Below are 15,937 nucleotides of genomic sequence, written 5' to 3'. Positions count from 1 at the left end.
GCGCTCCTGCGCCGTTTCCGGGACTGCTTACCGCAACAGTTCGCCGGCACCGGCATCCAGCAGCTGCCGCGCCACCGCGCGGCCCAGCGTCTCCGGATCGCGGCCGGGCCCCTGTGCCTCGGCGCGGACGCTGCGCCCGTCGGCGACGCCGCCGACCAGCCCCTGCAGCCACAGGTCATCGCCGCGCCACTGCGCCAGCCCGGCCACCGGCACGTGGCAGCTGCCGTCCAGCGCGCGGTTCATCGCCCGCTCGGCTTCCACGCAGGCGCGCGTGCCCACATCGTCCAGCACCGCCAGCAACGCGATCACGTCGGTGGCATCGGCACGGCATTCCACCGCCACGGCCGCCTGCGCCGGTGCCGGCAGCCATTGCGGGGCGCGCAGGCGGTCGCGGATGCGTCCGCCCAGTTCCAGGCGCTCCAGCCCGGCGCAGGCCAGGATGATGGCGTCGTAGTCGCCGGCATCGAGCTTGGCCAGGCGGGTGTTGACGTTGCCGCGCAGGTCGCGCGACTGCAGGTCCGGGCGCAGCGCGCGCAGCTGGGCCTGGCGGCGCAGCGAGGAGGTGCCGACGACGGCGCCATGCGGCAGCGCGTCCAGCGTGGCATAGCGGTTGGAGACGAAGGCATCGGCCGGATCGGCGCGCTCCAGGATCGCCGGCAGCGCGAACGGCGCGTCCAGTTCCATCGGCACGTCCTTGAGCGAATGCACCGCGCAGTCGGCGTCGCCGCGCAGCATCGCCAGTTCCAGCTCCTTGAGGAACAGGCCCTTGCCGCCGATGGCGGCCAGCGAGCGGTCCAGTACCTCGTCGCCGCGCGTGCTCATCGGCACCAGTTCGACCGACAGGCCCGGGTGCGCCTGGCGCAGGCGGGCGGCGACGTGTTCGCTCTGCCACAGGGCGAGCGGGCTCTTGCGGGTGGCGATGCGCAGCATGTTCATGGCGCCATTATCGGCGCAGTGCTCACGTGCGGGCCAGTTCCGCCTTCAACGCCGCCACGCAGCGGCGGCTGACCTCCAGCGGCTGCGCCACGCCGCGCAGCACCGCCTGCACCTGCCCGGCCGCGGTCCGCCGCAGTTCCTGCAGGCGTTCCCGGGAAACCAGGCAGTTGCGGTGGATGCGCACGAAGCGCGCGCCGAACTCTTCCTCCAGCGAGCGCAGCGACTCCTCGATCAGGTCCTCACCGTGCACGTGATGAACCACCACGTACTTTTCCTCGGCCTGCAGGTAGAACACATCCTCCAGCGGGATCAGCCGCAGGTTGCCGCGCAGGCGCGCGCACAGCACGCGGCGCCCGGCCGCGGCGGGGGCCGTCGTGCCGATCCGTCCGGCGAGGAAGGTGCGGGCCCGTTCCAGTGCGGCCGCCAGCCGCTCGCCGCGCACGGGCTTCATCAGGTAGTCGATGGCGGCAGCCTCGAACGCTGACAGCGCATGCGAATCGTAGGCGGTGCAGAACACCACCGCCGGGCGCGGTTCGAGTTGCGCCAGGTGGCGCGCCACGTCCAGCCCGTCGATGCCGGGCATGGCGATGTCCAGCAGCACCACGTCCGGCTGCGAGCGCGCGCAGGCATCCAGTGTCGCCTGGCCGTCGCCGGACTCGGCCACTACCGCCACGTCGCCGTGGACGGACAACAGCATGCGCAGGCGCTCGCGCGCCAGCGGCTCGTCATCGGCAATGAGCACTTTCATCGCCATTCCCTGCCCTGTGGTCCTCCCCGGATGACGCATGGTAGCCAACCCCGGCACGGACCGGCAGCTACTGGCCGTTCCCTGGGGCGGCTCATGGCCTCAGCCCTGCGCGAACCGCGCCTGCAGCCAGTCGCCAAGGGCCAGGATTTCCTCGGCGCAGACCTGGTGCGCCATCGGGTAGCGATGCCATTCCACGCCGAAGCCCATCTGCTTGAGCACCTGCATGCTGTGCTCGGCAATCTGTACCGGAATCACCGGATCGCCGCTGCCGTGGGCCATGAACACCGGCTGCGCAGTGGCACCTTCCGCCAGCTGCGCGGCGGCCGCATCCACCTCCGGCAGATAGGTGGACAGCGCGACCAGCCCGGCCAGCGGCTGCGCCTGCCGCAGACCGGCGGACAGGGTGATGGCGCCCCCCTGCGAGAACCCGGCCAGCAGGATGCGTTCGCGCGGGATGCCGCGCGCCTGTTCGCGCGCGATCAGCTCCTCCACCTGCGCCACCGACCCGGCCACGCCGGTGGCGTCGGCGCGGCTGCGGAAATCCAGGCTGACGATGTCGTACCAGGCGCGCATCGGCATGCCGTTGTTGATGCTGACCGGACGCTTGGGCGCATGCGGGAACACGAAGCGGATCGCCGGCCAGTGCGGCCGCACCAGCTCCGGCACGATCGGCGCGAAGTCATGGCCATCGGCGCCCAGCCCGTGCAGCCAGATCACCGACCATTCCGGCGCCGCGCCGGTTTCCTGTTCCACTGTTTCCAGCATTGCATGCGACTCCAAGGGACCGGGGCGCATTATGCCTGCGGGCGGGACCACACCGATGCCGGTCATTTGCTGTTGCTGTTGCTGTTGCTGTTGCTGTTGCTGTTGCTGTTGCTCGTGATTCTGCTGCTGCCTTGGCTTTTGCCTTCAGCGTCCCCTTCCGCAGCGACGGAGCCAGCGGGAAGAACCCGAAGGGCGGCGTGCATGGATGCACGCCGTTTTTCTACGCGACAGGGATGTCGCGTAGAAAAATCCCGCTGGCGGAGTGGACCCGGCGCGCGCAGCGCGTCGGGCGCGGAGGCAGGACGTGCTTTCTTTGGGCCACGTTTCTTTGCACGAGCAAAGAAAGGTGGCTCGCGCCCCGAAGGGGAGCGAAAGCCTTTGATCCTGTTTCTGCCCTTGCTCTGGCTTCCCCTGGATGTTTGTGCCAAGGCGATAAAGGGCAAAGGCAGGGGCAAAGCATGACAGCGAAAGCTTGAAAGCAGAGCTTTCGCCCCTGCTTCGCAGGAGCGAGTTACTTCTCTTTGCTCGTGCAAAGAGAAGTAACCAAGAGAAAGCACGCCCCTGCCTCCGCGCCCTCCGTGCCTTCGGCACTCCGGGTCCACTCCGCCGCCGGGATTTTTCGACGAGACATCCCTGTCTCGTTGAAAAACGACGTGCATCCATGCACGTCGCCCCTGCGGGGTCTTGTCCGTCGGCTCCGTCGCTGCGGAAGGGGACCCTGAAATCAAAAGCGCAGAAGCAAAAGCACGATCAACAGCAACGGCAACGGCGAAGGCCAGGCACCTTCCCCTCGACCCGTTTCACATCCGACCCGTTCTACAGCCACGAAACCCGACGCCCCGGCCGTCAGCAGAATAGAGACCCGCCCTGCTACTCCACGGAAAGCGGCGCCTGCATCGCCGCAGCGCGCAGTTCGGCCGCCCGCACCAGCACCGGCGGCGGCGCACTCTCCTCGGGAATGGACAGCAGGCGATGCCGCCGCAGCCAGTCGCCGATCTTGCGCGAAGAGGTGAGGCCCACCACTGGCACCGACAGCGCCATGCCGATCACCACCGGTGCCATCCATGCCGCCAGCGACGGCGATACCGCATAGGCCATCGCCCCCATCGCCAGGCCGAACACGCTCAGCCCGCCATAGCTGCGCAGCAAGGCGATCCACGAGACACGACCATCGTCGCGCTGCTGCGCGTCCCAGCCCGAGTCCTTGCCGGCCAGCACTTCGGCCACGCCGCGCGACTGCACGTACATCACTACCGGCGCCATCAACGCGGCCAGCACCGTTTCCAGCAGCACGCTGAGCAGCGCGCGCAGGGCGCCGCCACTGCCCCGCCGCTCGCTGCGCATGCTCAGCATGGCCACGTAGCCCATCGCCTTGGGCGCCAGCAGCACGCCCATGGTCACGACGAATACCCACAGCACGCCCTGCTCGTCCAGGCCACGCCAGTAATGCACCGGCGACAGGCGCAGGTGCAGTTCCTCGGCCAGGTCGATGCCGCCGCGGACCAGCGGGATGGCCATGCCGATCAGCATCAGCATCGCCCACATCGGTGCGGTGAAGTAATGGCCGATGCCGACCAGCATGTGCACGCGGCTGATCCAGTGCAGGCCGGCGGCGGTGACGACCTTGGAGTGCTGCAGGTTGCCCTGGCACCAACGGCGGTCGCGGATCAGCAGGTCGGTCAGCGTCGGCGGGCCTTCCTCGTAGCTGCCGTGCAGGTAGGGCACCATGTGCGCGGCCCAGCCACCGCGGCGCATCAGCGCGGCCTCGACGAAATCATGGCTGAGCACGTGCCCGCCGAACGGCTTGCGCCCCGGCAGTTCCGGCAGGCCGGCCTGCTCGGCGAAGGCGCGGGTACGGATCACCGCGTTGTGGCCCCAGTAGTTGCTCTCGGCGCCATGCCACCAGGCCACGCCGTAGGCCATCACCGGGCCATAGACGCGGCCGCCGAACTGCTGCATGCGCGCGAACGCCGTGCGCCCGCCGACCACCGCCGGCAGCGACTGGATCAGGCCGACGCCGGGATGTTTTTCCATCGCCGAGGCCAGGCGCACGATCACCTCGCCGGTCATCAGGCTGTCCGCGTCCAGGATCAGCATCTGCGGATAAGCGCCGCCGAAACGGCGCACCCAGTCGGCGATGTTGCCGGCCTTGCGCCCGGCGTTGTCGGCGCGGCGCCGGTAGAACAGCCGGCCGTGGCCGCCGGTGGCCTCGACCAGCCGCGCGAACACCTGTTCCTCGGCGCGGCCGATGGCCTCGCGCGTGGTATCGCTGAGCACGAAGAAATCGAAACGGTCGAGCTGGCCGGTGGCCGCCACCGATTCGTAGATGGCCTGCAGCCCGGCCATCATCCGCCGCGGGTCCTCGTTGTAGGTAGGCATCAGCAGCGCGGTGCGGCTGTGCAGCTCCGGCAATGGCGCGTCCGGGTGGATGCCCAGCTTGCGCCGCCCGCGCAGCAGCGCCTGCAGACCGGCCAGGCTGCTGACGAAGGAGAACGCGATCCACGCGAACAGCAGCACGAACAGCACCAGCAGGCAGGCTTCGAGCACGTTGATGCCACCATTGGCCAGGACCTGCGCCATCATCCAGGTGGCCACCGCCGTCATCGCCGCCGTAGTGCCGAACACGTACAACCGGCGCAGCACGATGTTCGGCGGCGACGTGTCCTGCCGCCGCCCCTGCAGGTGCCCCTGCCGCAGCGACTGCACGGGCATGGGCAGCGGACTTTCCGCCGGCAGCACGGCGACGCCTGCATCGCGCACGGCGCTGGGCGTATCGGTCATGGCACCCACCGCGCACCGGGACGCGCCTGGCGGGAAGGAAGCGCCGCCGCCGACAGGCGGACGGGAACGGCGGGAACAGGGCTTCCGTGGTGCACGGGGCTCTCCGAGAGGCTGACAGGCGCCAAAGCTAGAAGATCGAACCTAAACAGGCTGCGAACGCGCCGGATGGGAGCGGATCGACCATGTCCACCATGCCGGATTTCCCGGTCGTGCCCGGCCCGCCAGCCCCATCATCATAGCCATCAGCCAATCGGTACATGGCCGCCGCATCGCGGCGCCCGGCTCAGCGCGCGGGCGACAGCAGGCCGCGGCGGCGGAACCACACTTCCAGCGGCACGGTGACCAGCGGTGGCACCGCCGCCAGCAGGGCCAGCAACAGCGCCCACAACGGCCAACGCTGGCGCACGCCGGCGTACACGCTGGCCACCACGTAGAACAGGAACGCCAGCCCATGCAGGCGCCCGAACAGCCACACCCCCAGCTCGGTCGTCTGCGTGCCGTACTTGAGCAGCATGCCGACCAGCAGCCCGGCCCAGGTCGCGCCCTCGATCAGGGCGGCGGCAGCGAACAGCTTTCCAGCGGGGGACATGGGCTTTGCGGGCATCGACATGTCGTCATTCGTTAGGGACGCGGATTGTAAGGCCACCTTCATCGGCCGGACCGGATCCAGGAACATCCCATGCGAAGCGCGGCACCTGGCGGCCGACTCTCTCTTCAGCCAACCAGGTGCCACCTCATGGGTCCCAGGCAACATGGTGCCGGGCCCTGTCCCTCTGGATACCCGGATGGCCGCTCTCAGCTGAACGGCACGCCGGTCTTGATCTTCAGCTCTTCCATCTCCACGCCCGGCGCCGCTTCCACCAGCTTCAGGCCGGCATCGGTGACGTCGAACACCGCCAGGTCGGTGATGATGCGGCTGACCACGCCGACACCGGTCAGCGGCAGGGTGCATTCGGGCAGGATCTTGTGCTCGCCGTTCTTGGCGGTGTGCTCCATCAGCACAACCACGCGCTGCACGCCGGCCACCAGGTCCATCGCCCCGCCCATGCCCTTGACCATCTTGCCCGGCACCATCCAGTTGGCCAGGTCGCCCTTGTCGGTGACCTGCATGGCGCCGAGGATGGCGAGGTTGATGTGGCCGCCGCGGATCATCGCGAACGAATCGTGGCTGCCGAAGTAGCTGGCGCCGGCGCGTGCGGTCACGGTCTGCTTGCCGGCGTTGATCAGGTCGGCATCAAGCTCGGCTTCGGTCGGGAACGGGCCGATGCCGAGCAGGCCGTTCTCCGACTGCAGCCACACGTCCACGCCTTCGGGGATGTGGTTGGCCACCAGCGTCGGCAGGCCGATGCCCAGGTTCACGTAGGCGCCATCGGTCAGTTCGCGCGCGGCGCGCTGCGCCATCTCGTCACGGGTCCATGCCATTTCAGTTGCCCTCCACGCGGATGGTGCGTTGTTCGATGCGTTTTTCCGGCGTCGCGTTCAACACGATGCGGTCCACGTAGATGCCCGGCAGGTGCACCTGGTCCGGGTCGATCGCACCGACCGGCACGATTTCCTCAACTTCCACCACGCAGACCTTGCCGGCCATGGCGCAGGCCGGATTGAAGTTGCGCGCGGTCTTGCGGAACACCAGGTTGCCGGCCTCATCGGCCTTCCACGCCTTGACCAGCGAGACGTCGGCCTTCAGTGCGGTCTCCATCACATAATGCTTGCCGTCGAATTCGCGGGTTTCCTTGCCCTCGGCCACCACGGTGCCGTAGCCGGTGGCGGTGAAGAACGCCGGGATGCCGGCGCCGCCGGCGCGCAGGCGCTCGGCCAGGGTGCCCTGCGGGTTGAACTCCAGCTCCAGTTCGCCGGCCAGGAACTGCCGCTCGAACTCCTTGTTCTCGCCCACATAGGAGGAAATCATCTTGCGGATCTGTCGGGTCGCCAGCAGCTGGCCCAGGCCGAAGCCATCGACGCCGGCGTTGTTGGAGATCACGGTCAGGCCGGTCACGCCGGAATCGCGCAGAGCCGCGATCAGCGCTTCGGGAATGCCGCACAGGCCGAAGCCGCCGACCGCCAGGGTCTGCCCATCGGCGACAACGCCGTCCAGGGCCAGGGCCGCACTGGCGACCACCTTGCCGCGCCGCCCGCCCAGGGTTGAAGGATCGCTCATCGCATCACGCCCACAGTCAAAGGATGGCCGCATTCTAGCCCCAGTCCATCGCCTGCCCTCTTGGACCTTCGTCCAGCCGCGAACGGTCCACTCACCGTCGAGCGACTAAACTGGGCATCTTTCCATGCATCGACAGGTTGCCCGCATGCCATTACCCGCGTTCAAGGCCTACGACATCCGCGGCCGCGTGCCCGAGGAGCTCAACGAGGACCTCGCGCGAAAGATAGGCAAGGCCCTGTCCGACCGGCTCGGCGACGGCCCCGTGGTGCTGGGCCACGACGTACGCCTGACCAGCACGAGCCTGCAGGACGCACTGGCCGCCGGACTGCGCGGCGAGGGCCGCGAGGTGATCGACATCGGCCTGTGCGGCACCGAGGAAGTCTATTTCCAGACCGACCACCTGGGCGCGGCCGGCGGGGTGATGGTCACCGCCAGCCACAATCCGATGGACTACAACGGCATGAAGCTGGTCAAGGAACAGGCGCGGCCGATCAGTTCGGATACCGGCCTGTTCGCCATCTCCGATGCGGTCGCCGCCGATGCCGCGCCGATGCAGGCGCCACGCGCCGGGCAGGTCGAACGGCACGACAAGGGCGCCTACATCGCGCACGTGCTGTCCTACGTGGACGTGGCCGCGCTGCGGCCGCTGAAGCTGGTGGTCAACGCCGGCAACGGTGGCGCGGGCGCCATCGTCGATCTGCTCGCCCCGCACCTGCCGCTGGAATTCGTGCGCATCTGCCACGAGCCCGATGGCAGCTTCCCCAACGGCATCCCCAATCCGCTGCTGCCGGAAAACCGCGCTGCCACCGCCGACGCGGTGCGCGCGCATGGCGCCGATTTCGGCATCGCCTGGGACGGCGACTTCGACCGCTGCTTCTTCTTCGACCATGACGGCCGCTTCATCGAGGGTTACTACCTGGTGGGCCTGCTCGCCAAGGCGATCCTGGCACGCAATCCCGGCGGCAAGGTCGTGCACGACCCGCGCCTGGTGTGGAACACGGTGGAAATGGTGGAAGCGGCCGGTGGCGTGCCCGTGCTGTGCAAGAGCGGGCACGCCTTCATCAAGGAGAAGATGCGCGCGGAGAACGCGATCTACGGCGGCGAGATGAGCGCCCACCACTATTTCCGCGAGTTCGCCTATGCCGACTCGGGCATGATCCCGTGGCTGCTGATCGCACAGTTGGTTTCGACCAGCGGCCTGTCGCTGGCCGAACTGGTCGAGGATCGCATGGCCGCCTATCCGTGCAGCGGCGAGATCAACTTCAAGGTGGCCGACGCCAGGACCGCAGTCGAGCGGGTGATGCAGCACTTCGCCGCGCACTCGCCTGCGCTGGACCACACCGATGGCATCAGCGCCGATTTCGGCGACTGGCGCTTCAACCTGCGCAGCTCCAACACCGAGCCGCTGCTGCGGCTCAATGTCGAAACGCGCGGCGACGCAGCCTTGCTGCAGGCGCGCACCGACGAAATCTCCACCCTGCTTTCGGCCTGAGACCCATCATGAGCGACATCACTCCCGTCATCCTGTCCGGCGGCTCCGGCACCCGCCTGTGGCCGCTCTCGCGCGAGACGTATCCCAAGCAGTTCCTGCCGCTGACCGGCACGCATACCATGCTGCAGGCGACCTGGCATCGTGTCGCGGCCGTCGCCGCGCGCGGCCCGCTGGTGATCGCCAACGAGGCACACCGCTTCGTTGCCGCCGAGCAGTTGCAGCAGGTCGGCGTGGAACCGCAGGCGATCATCCTCGAACCGATGGGGCGCAATACTGCACCGGCGATCGCCGTGGCCGCGCTTGAAGCCATGCGCAATGGCGATGACCCGCTGCTGCTGGTACTGCCATCGGACCACGTGATCGCCGACGAGGCCGCCTTCCACGCCGCCGTGCGCCAGGCTGCGGTGGCGGCAGGCTCAGGCAAGCTGGTGACTTTCGGCATCGTCCCGACCGGCCCTGAAACCGGCTACGGCTATATCAAGGCCGTACCCGGCGAGGGCGCGCGTGCGGTCGAGCGCTTCGTCGAGAAGCCGGACCTCGCCACGGCCACCGGATATGTCGCCAGTGGCCAGTACCTGTGGAACAGCGGCATGTTCCTGTTCCGTGCTTCGCGCTACCTCGACGAACTGGCCCGCTTCAACCCGGCCATGCTCGAACGCAGTCGCACCGCCTGGGAAGGCGCGCGCCGCGATGCTGATTTCACCCGGCTCGATGCCGACGCATTCGCGGCGGTGCCGTCCGACTCGATCGATTACGCGGTGATGGAAAAGACGGCCGATGCAGTGGTGGTGGCACTGGACGCCGGCTGGAACGATGTCGGCTCGTGGACCGCGCTGCGCGATGTCTCACCCCAGGATGGCGACGGCAATGCCCACCATGGCGACGTGATCGCCATCGACTGCCGCAACACCTACGCCTACAGCGAACGGCTGGTGGCGCTGGTGGGGCTGGACGATGTCATCGTGGTCGAGACCGATGACGCGGTTCTGGTAGGCAGGGCCGATCGCATGCAGGAGGTCAAGGATGTGGTCGCACGACTGAAGGCCGAAGGCCGCAGCGAGGCCGCCTGGCACCGCAAGGTCTATCGCCCATGGGGGGCCTACGACTCCATCGACAACGGCGAGCGCTTCCAGGTCAAGCGCATCACGGTCAAGCCCGGAGGCACGCTTAGCCTGCAGATGCACCACCACCGCGCCGAGCACTGGGTCGTGGTCAGCGGCACCGCCGAGGTGACCCGCGGCGACGAGGTGCTGCTGCTCAGCGAGAACCAGAGCACCTACATCCCGCTGGGCGTGACGCATCGGCTGCGCAACCCCGGGAAGCTGCCGCTGGAACTGATCGAAGTTCAGTCCGGCAGCTACCTCGGCGAGGACGACATCGTGCGTTTCGAGGACACCTACGGGCGCAGCTGAGCTGCCAGGGTACGCACCGGAGCGGCATCCCGGCCGCGGATGCAACCGGGAGAACGAGCACAGCCATCCGGCATGTTCAATCGCCCCCGGGAGGCCGGCCCTTGGCCGGTCTCTACCGCTTCCGGCGAACGCGGATACCCTGCAACGGCCGCTCGAACAGTCGCCAGGAAAGCCCCGCCACCGCAAGCGCGACGGCGAGCACAACCAGCACCGCAGCCCACGACAGGTGCTCGACCACACCCGCCCGCAGCAGCGCCTCCATTACCGGCATATGCCATAGGTACAGGCTGAAACTGACCAGCCCTACCCAGCGCAGGCCCCGCCAGGCGAACGCCCGCCGCAGCCAACCCGGCCCGTGCAGGGTCGCAAGCAGCAGCGTCGCCCACGACAGGCCAAAGAACAGATACCAGGTGCGCGTCACCGTCGCCTCGAAAGGCATGCCGCGCAAGCGGCACCAGATGACGGGAATCGCCACGCACCACAGCGCCATGGCCAGCAGTCCGGCCGTTCCCCACCACGACGGCGACGGCCGCGCCGCAGCCCACTCGTCCACTCGTGCGGCGAATGCACCGCAAAGGAATACCGCCAGATACGGTCCGAGCTGCACTCCGTTCTCGACAGACTCGGCAGGCGGCCAACGCCATGTCATCGCGATCAGCGCCAGCACGAACAGCCCTGTCTGCACCCAAGCCGGCCAGCGCCAGCGCGCCATGCCCGCCAGCGCCAACACCAGCAGCGGCAGCCACAGATAGAAGGTGAATTCCACCGGGATGCTCCAGAGCACGCTCCGCCCTTCACGCAGGGTCAGGTGCCCCCACAATGCTTGGGTGTCGATGTCGTACAACACCGGATGGCCGGCGCGCACCGCCAGCCAACTCGCACCCAGCACCACCAGATACAGCGGCCAGATGCGCAGCACGCGACGCAGCGCGTAGTCCAGCCACGTCCGTGCCTGCCGCAGCGCTCCCGGAGGCTGCCGCAACAGATTGCGCGCCAGCAGATAGGCGCTCAGCACGAAGAACAGATAGACGCCACTCTTGCCAACCCCATGCAGGGCCGGACGCGGCAACAATCCAGCGGCAGAGAAATGCGAAGCCAGCACCACCAGCACTGCCAGCCCACGCAGCCCGTCCAACACTTCCAGCCGCGCCGCATTGCGCGTGCGGCCGCCATCGAGCACCTCGCGCTCAACGCCCATCTTTCGCCCCCACCAGAACAAGAGAGCGATTCTGCCGCGTTTACCTACGTATAGGTAGACGACACCTTGCTGCCTGCCATTCTTCAGTAGCCTGGAGACATGCCGGCGCTCTTCCACGCCACTGGGTTCCGGTAAAAGGAAAGGCCCGCCGAAGCGGGCCTTTCCAGGTACTGCTACCGAACTACAGGGGCGATTAGTGGCCGCCCGCGGTGGCGTTGCTCGGGTTGATCATGTTGATGTTGCTGATGGTGTTGGCAGCGGTGTTGACCAGCTGGTAAACGCCCTTGATCTCTTCCGACGGCGCATTGACGATGGCGGTGACGGTGCCACGAGCGCGACCGTTGAAGGTCAGGTTGTTGGCCAGGTTGTCGAACACGTAGGTGGTGCCGGCCTTGACGACGAAGCTGTTCGTGCCATTGACGGCGACGGTGCTGCTGTCACCTTCGCTGTCGAAGCCCTGCACCTTCAGGGTGAAGGTACGGTCCTTGGTACCGGTGTTGCTGATGGCCAGACGGGCCAGCCAGTTGCCACCAGCCAGCTGCACCAGCGGGGTCATCAGCTTCACGCCGTCCTGCTCGATCTGACCAGCAGTCGCGGCGGTGTTGGTCACGCTGTTGTCGCCGGCAACCAGAGTCTCGTCGATTTCCGGAGCCAGGGTGACTTCTTCGTTCTCGCCCGCGCCGAGGTCGTAACCGGCATTCGGGGTCACGGTGAGGTGCGCGGTGTAGATACCAGCCGGGATCTCGCCAACGCCGTCGGCGGTCACTTCGAAGGTCTCGGTGCCGGTCAGCTCAGCCAGCGGATCGATCGCCCAGGTCGCCGAATCTTCGCCAGTGGCAACAGCCGTCGGTGCGGTCGCGTTGAAGGTGGTCGCAGCCAGCCAGTCGGAGGAGAAGTTACCGTCGATGGCCAGGTCCGCGGCGGTCGGGAAGATGTCCGCCAGCGCGATCGGCGTACCATCAGCCTTCAGGATGCCGCCCGGCACCAGAGCCAGCTCGGTACCACCAACCAGCTTGGCCGGACCGACGCCAGCAGCAACGACGCCAGTGGCCGCCGCAAAGGTGGTGTAGGACGGATCAACAGCAACGGTGGAAACGGCCTTGTTCGGGTCGATGGTGAAAGCGTAGCTCTTCTTGAACGAGATCAGCTTTTCGGTATCGCCGGTGCCCGGGATCAGCTGGTTGCTGCCGCAAGCGCCGGCAGCAGCCGGGTTGTCGTACAGGCCAACGGTGCCGGTGACGGTGTCGCTGTAGTTGGTGACCTGGAACTGCAGGCCAGCCAGATTGACCACTTCACCAGCGGTCGGAGCGGCCAGACCAGCGTCGGCGGTCAGGGTGAAGAAAGCGACGTTGCCGTTGGTGTTGACCGAACCCACGGTGAGATCGGTGGAAGTCGCACCGCCATTGGCAGTGGTGTCATCCAGAACGACCGGGGTAACGGTGCCGGCCACCGGGGTGGCGCCGTCCAGCTTGATGCAGGCGTAGCGCACTTCGCCGGCGTTGAAGTTGTAGCCAAGCTTCCATTCGGTCGGCACGGTCAGGGTGGCCGGCAGAGCGATTTCCTTGGCGAACACGGTGTTGTTGGTCTGGATTTCAGCGGCGGCCAGCGCATTGCCGGAAGCCAGTGCGCCGAGAACGGCGACGGCCAGGACCTTCTTGTTGATGAACTTCATTTACTCAGCTCCTAAGCTTAGGGTTTGTCAATCATTTGACGCTTTTCAACACCATGGGCACCACTCGCCGTTCGCAGATGCGTATCGGCGCCGATACGTAACCATTGGCAGGTCCACAGCTGCATGAAGCCCCTGTCCCCTATGCCTTTGGTACACCTGCGCATGCAAATCCAAGCGCAGCCCCCAGATGCCGAGGCATCATACGGGCATCGTTCAAAGAGTGTCAACGATGCTGGATGCCCGCTGAAGGCAGGTGTCCGCGCCCCTAAAATCAGGGACTTTTCCTCTTGCGCCGCGAGCCGCGGCATTCCAGCGGACGGGGGACTGCGGCGGCAGCGTACCCAGACGCCGGACCGGCTACACCCGATGCCGATCGGATGGAACCACATCTGGTTATGTGAATCCGGAATGGCGAGCCGCAGTGTACGGCCCCACTCACATGCCGCCACCTTCGTCCGTAGTCTCCTTCACCGGCACCTGCGTCGCCGCGGGAGCCTCGTTTGCGGGAGTCTCCGTCGCCGGTGCGCCTTTCACCGGGGTGACGGTGTCGCTGGAATGGGGGGACTGGGGAGGCATGGCGTCGCTTTCCGGCGCTTCTTCCCGACGGCCCGGATCGGGCTTGCCCGGCCACTGGCGCTCGTTACGGCCGAAACGATCACGGACGGCACGACTGATATCGTCCACCTGTGTGGCGTCTTCCAGCACATAAGGAGTGATGAGCAGCAGCAGTTCGGTACGATTGCCGGTCTTGCTGCGGTTCTGGAACGCCCGTCCGATCAAGGGAATATCCCCGAGCAGCGGCACCTTGGTCTTGGCATCGCTGTGCGTGCTGGAAATCAGCCCACCGAGCAGCGTGCTCTGACCGTCCGCCAGGCTGAGGCTGGTCTGCAGCTTGCGGCTGAGGATGCTGGGCGACGAGATATCGCTGGTGTCGGTGGTCGTGGCCTCGCTGACTTCCTGCGAGACCTTCAGGTCCACGCGCTGACCGGAGTGCACGACCGCCTCGATATCCAGCAGCGTACCGGTCTTGCGGTACTGGATTGACTGCAGGATGGAGCCGTTGTTGCCCAGATCCGACGCCGTTGCCTGGCTGGTGATGATGGGCACTTCGGTGCCGACATCGATGCTGGCGCTCTCACCGCTTTTCACCATGATCCGCGGCGTGGAGAGGATGGTGACGCGACTGTCCTTGGCGAACAGGTTGAGTGTGGCCCGGGTCTGGCCCGACGACGACAACGCAGCCCAGCGCAGCCCGCCAGTGGATGCCGACATCCCCGCCAGGGCCGTCAGCGGCCCGGACATTCCCCCTGCCGAGACGTTCCGCAGCGCCCATTCGACGCCATGGCTGAGCTCATCGGTAAGCGTGACCTCGGCCACGGTCACTTCGATCAATACCTGGCGCGCCGGCTGGTCCAACCGCGCCAGGACGCCTTGCAACGCGCGCCAGCTCTGTGCATCCCCCTGGAACACGATGAGGTTGCGCACGGTATCGGCGGCCAGCTGCCCGCCGAAGCCGTTGACTGCCGCCACACCGCCCGCCCGCGGCCTCGCGGCAGCGGGCTGGGCTGCAGCCCCCGGGGCCGCAGGCGCGGCTGCCGGAGCGGCGGCGCTGACCGTGCCCCCGCCGGCCAACGCCTGCAGGACCGGCAGCATGGTTTCAACCGTGGTATGCCGCGCGGCATAGACATACATTCCGCCGCCGCCACTATTCTCGTTGGGCTGGTCCAGCTTCAGCACCCATTCGCTGATCGCGTCCAGCGCTTCCTGGCTGTTGGCGAACACAACGAGCGCATTGGCCGAATTGATCGGCACGAAGTTCACCGCACCCGGCTCTCCCGGCCCCAGGCGGATGGCCATGCCCTGCGCCGTCAGGACGTCACTGAGCTCCTTGGCCAACAGGTCGGCCGGCATGTGCAGCGGGTTGACGCGCATGGAGTACTTGTCGCGCAACACAGACTGGTCGAGGGCGTTGATGGCCTGCATGGCAGCGCGCACGGAGGTTCCCGGGCCACTGAGCAGTACGGCATTGGTTTCCACCAGCGGAGTGAAAGCAACGGTGTTCCCCCCCACCAATTCCTTCGCCTGCGGAATGACCGAACTGGGACGCCGGAACTGCAAAGGCATGGCCACGAACACCGACCGCTGCCCCGCCGGCACTTCCGGCAACGAGCGCGTCACCAGCATCTGCGCCTGTTCGGCGGCGCGCTGCTCGGCCGGCATGAAGCGCAGAACGCCGCCCAGCTCTTCGATCCGCACGCCGTAGCTGCGCAGGACCTCCTCGGCAACACGGAATGCCTGCTCCGGCGGCATGGGCGCCGCCAGACTGAGGCTCAGCAGCTCCGGACGGCGACGCAGGGATTGATCGATCTGGACGGGCAGCCCCAGTTCCATGCCGTAAACGATGTTGATGAAGCTGTCCATCGCCACGCCATCGAGCACCAGCGATACCGGCTCGGTGCGCTGCATCGGCGGAATGCGGCTCAAACCCGGATCGGCCCGCTGCACTTCGCGCACCGGCCCTGCGGGTTTCGGTCCTGCCTCGATACGCGGCCGTGACTGTTCGGCGGTACGCTCCTGGTTGAGCACCTCGCCGGCGCTGGCCTCGGTCTTGGGCCCCCGTAATGGAGTGGGCAACTGCGGCGGCCGGGTGGCGCAGCCAGCGGCCAGCAGCGACACCAGCAGGGTGGCCAAGAAAACAGCGAATCGGCTGGCATGGCCCGAGCGGGGCCGGGAAGGGTTCTGCAAGTGTGTCACTGGCTCAGACATATGTTGGTT

At 67.2% G+C, this 15,937-nt stretch carries 12 protein-coding genes; 2 read left to right on the top strand and 10 right to left on the bottom strand.

Annotated features, from left to right (window positions below; translation table 11 throughout):
* Positions 1–27 precede the first annotated feature (27 nt).
* The 7 genes from hemC to AC1DGW_RS13880 all read right to left on the bottom strand — a co-directional run bounded on the left by hemC (position 28) and on the right by AC1DGW_RS13880 (position 7,388).
* Positions 28–936 carry a hydroxymethylbilane synthase gene (hemC, locus tag AC1DGW_RS13910; protein WP_478023977.1) on the bottom strand — a complete coding sequence of 303 codons (909 nt, stop codon included), beginning with the start codon at positions 934–936 and terminating at the stop codon, positions 28–30.
* 22 nt (positions 937–958) lie between these two features.
* Positions 959–1,684 (bottom strand): LytR/AlgR family response regulator transcription factor, encoded by a 726-nt coding sequence (locus AC1DGW_RS13905; protein WP_478023975.1) that lies wholly within the window; start codon positions 1,682–1,684, stop codon positions 959–961.
* A 99-nt stretch (positions 1,685–1,783) separates the two neighbouring features.
* Positions 1,784–2,449, bottom strand: coding sequence for an alpha/beta hydrolase (locus AC1DGW_RS13900; RefSeq protein ID WP_478023973.1), 666 nt, complete (start codon positions 2,447–2,449; stop codon positions 1,784–1,786).
* An 870-nt stretch (positions 2,450–3,319) separates the two neighbouring features.
* Positions 3,320–5,230, bottom strand: a complete 1,911-nt coding sequence (gene mdoH / locus AC1DGW_RS13895) for a glucans biosynthesis glucosyltransferase MdoH (RefSeq protein ID WP_478023971.1) — start codon at positions 5,228–5,230, stop codon at positions 3,320–3,322.
* Positions 5,231–5,513: 283 nt separating this feature from the next.
* Complete coding sequence (locus AC1DGW_RS13890; RefSeq protein WP_478023969.1) at positions 5,514–5,819, bottom strand: DUF3817 domain-containing protein; 306 nt, start codon at positions 5,817–5,819, stop codon at positions 5,514–5,516.
* A gap of 206 nt (positions 5,820–6,025) precedes the next feature.
* The gene (locus AC1DGW_RS13885) at positions 6,026–6,652 is read right to left on the bottom strand and encodes a CoA transferase subunit B (RefSeq protein ID WP_478023967.1); all 627 of its coding nucleotides are present in this window, start codon (positions 6,650–6,652) and stop codon (positions 6,026–6,028) included.
* Position 6,653: 1 nt separating this feature from the next.
* Positions 6,654–7,388 (bottom strand): CoA transferase subunit A, encoded by a 735-nt coding sequence (locus AC1DGW_RS13880; protein WP_478023965.1) that lies wholly within the window; start codon positions 7,386–7,388, stop codon positions 6,654–6,656.
* Positions 7,389–7,533: 145 nt separating this feature from the next.
* Here AC1DGW_RS13880 and AC1DGW_RS13875 point away from each other — a divergent pair, with 145 nt between their 5' ends.
* A complete protein-coding gene (locus AC1DGW_RS13875; protein WP_478023963.1) occupies positions 7,534–8,880 on the top strand; it encodes a phosphohexomutase domain-containing protein in 1,347 nt (448 codons plus the stop codon).
* A gap of 8 nt (positions 8,881–8,888) precedes the next feature.
* Entirely contained in the window at positions 8,889–10,292 is a 1,404-nt protein-coding gene (locus tag AC1DGW_RS13870; RefSeq protein WP_478023961.1) for a mannose-1-phosphate guanylyltransferase/mannose-6-phosphate isomerase, read from the top strand.
* A 112-nt stretch (positions 10,293–10,404) separates the two neighbouring features.
* Here AC1DGW_RS13870 and AC1DGW_RS13865 read toward each other — a convergent pair whose 3' ends face one another.
* The 3 genes from AC1DGW_RS13865 to AC1DGW_RS13855 form a co-directional block, all read right to left on the bottom strand.
* Entirely contained in the window at positions 10,405–11,490 is a 1,086-nt protein-coding gene (locus tag AC1DGW_RS13865; RefSeq protein ID WP_478023959.1) for an acyltransferase family protein, read from the bottom strand.
* A 193-nt stretch (positions 11,491–11,683) separates the two neighbouring features.
* On the bottom strand, positions 11,684–13,162 hold the full coding sequence (locus AC1DGW_RS13860; protein WP_478023956.1) for a hypothetical protein: 1,479 nt from the start codon (positions 13,160–13,162) through the stop codon (positions 11,684–11,686).
* Between the two features lie 435 nt (positions 13,163–13,597).
* Positions 13,598–15,853, bottom strand: a complete 2,256-nt coding sequence (locus AC1DGW_RS13855) for a secretin N-terminal domain-containing protein (protein WP_478023954.1) — start codon at positions 15,851–15,853, stop codon at positions 13,598–13,600.
* Positions 15,854–15,937 lie beyond the last annotated feature (84 nt).

The sequence above is a fragment of the Stenotrophomonas sp. 05N423 genome, from assembly GCF_056397145.1.
The sequence above is the reverse complement of the archived record's forward strand: the minus strand, read 5'-3'. Positions and strand labels throughout refer to the sequence as shown.

What these genes read in the sequence shown, in the direction of transcription:
- AC1DGW_RS13900 (WP_478023973.1), bottom strand. Translation starts at nt 2,449, where the DNA reads ATGCTGGAAACAGTGGAACAGGAAACCGGCGCGGCGCCGGAATGGTCG.
- AC1DGW_RS13870 (WP_478023961.1), top strand. Translation starts at nt 8,889, where the DNA reads ATGAGCGACATCACTCCCGTCATCCTGTCCGGCGGCTCCGGCACCCGC.
- AC1DGW_RS13860 (WP_478023956.1), bottom strand. Translation starts at nt 13,162, where the DNA reads ATGAAGTTCATCAACAAGAAGGTCCTGGCCGTCGCCGTTCTCGGCGCA.
- AC1DGW_RS13875 (WP_478023963.1), top strand. Translation starts at nt 7,534, where the DNA reads ATGCCATTACCCGCGTTCAAGGCCTACGACATCCGCGGCCGCGTGCCC.
- mdoH (WP_478023971.1), bottom strand. Translation starts at nt 5,230, where the DNA reads ATGACCGATACGCCCAGCGCCGTGCGCGATGCAGGCGTCGCCGTGCTG.
- AC1DGW_RS13865 (WP_478023959.1), bottom strand. Translation starts at nt 11,490, where the DNA reads ATGGGCGTTGAGCGCGAGGTGCTCGATGGCGGCCGCACGCGCAATGCG.
- AC1DGW_RS13885 (WP_478023967.1), bottom strand. Translation starts at nt 6,652, where the DNA reads ATGGCATGGACCCGTGACGAGATGGCGCAGCGCGCCGCGCGCGAACTG.
- AC1DGW_RS13880 (WP_478023965.1), bottom strand. Translation starts at nt 7,388, where the DNA reads ATGAGCGATCCTTCAACCCTGGGCGGGCGGCGCGGCAAGGTGGTCGCC.
- hemC (WP_478023977.1), bottom strand. Translation starts at nt 936, where the DNA reads ATGAACATGCTGCGCATCGCCACCCGCAAGAGCCCGCTCGCCCTGTGG.
- AC1DGW_RS13905 (WP_478023975.1), bottom strand. Translation starts at nt 1,684, where the DNA reads ATGAAAGTGCTCATTGCCGATGACGAGCCGCTGGCGCGCGAGCGCCTG.
- AC1DGW_RS13890 (WP_478023969.1), bottom strand. Translation starts at nt 5,819, where the DNA reads ATGTCCCCCGCTGGAAAGCTGTTCGCTGCCGCCGCCCTGATCGAGGGC.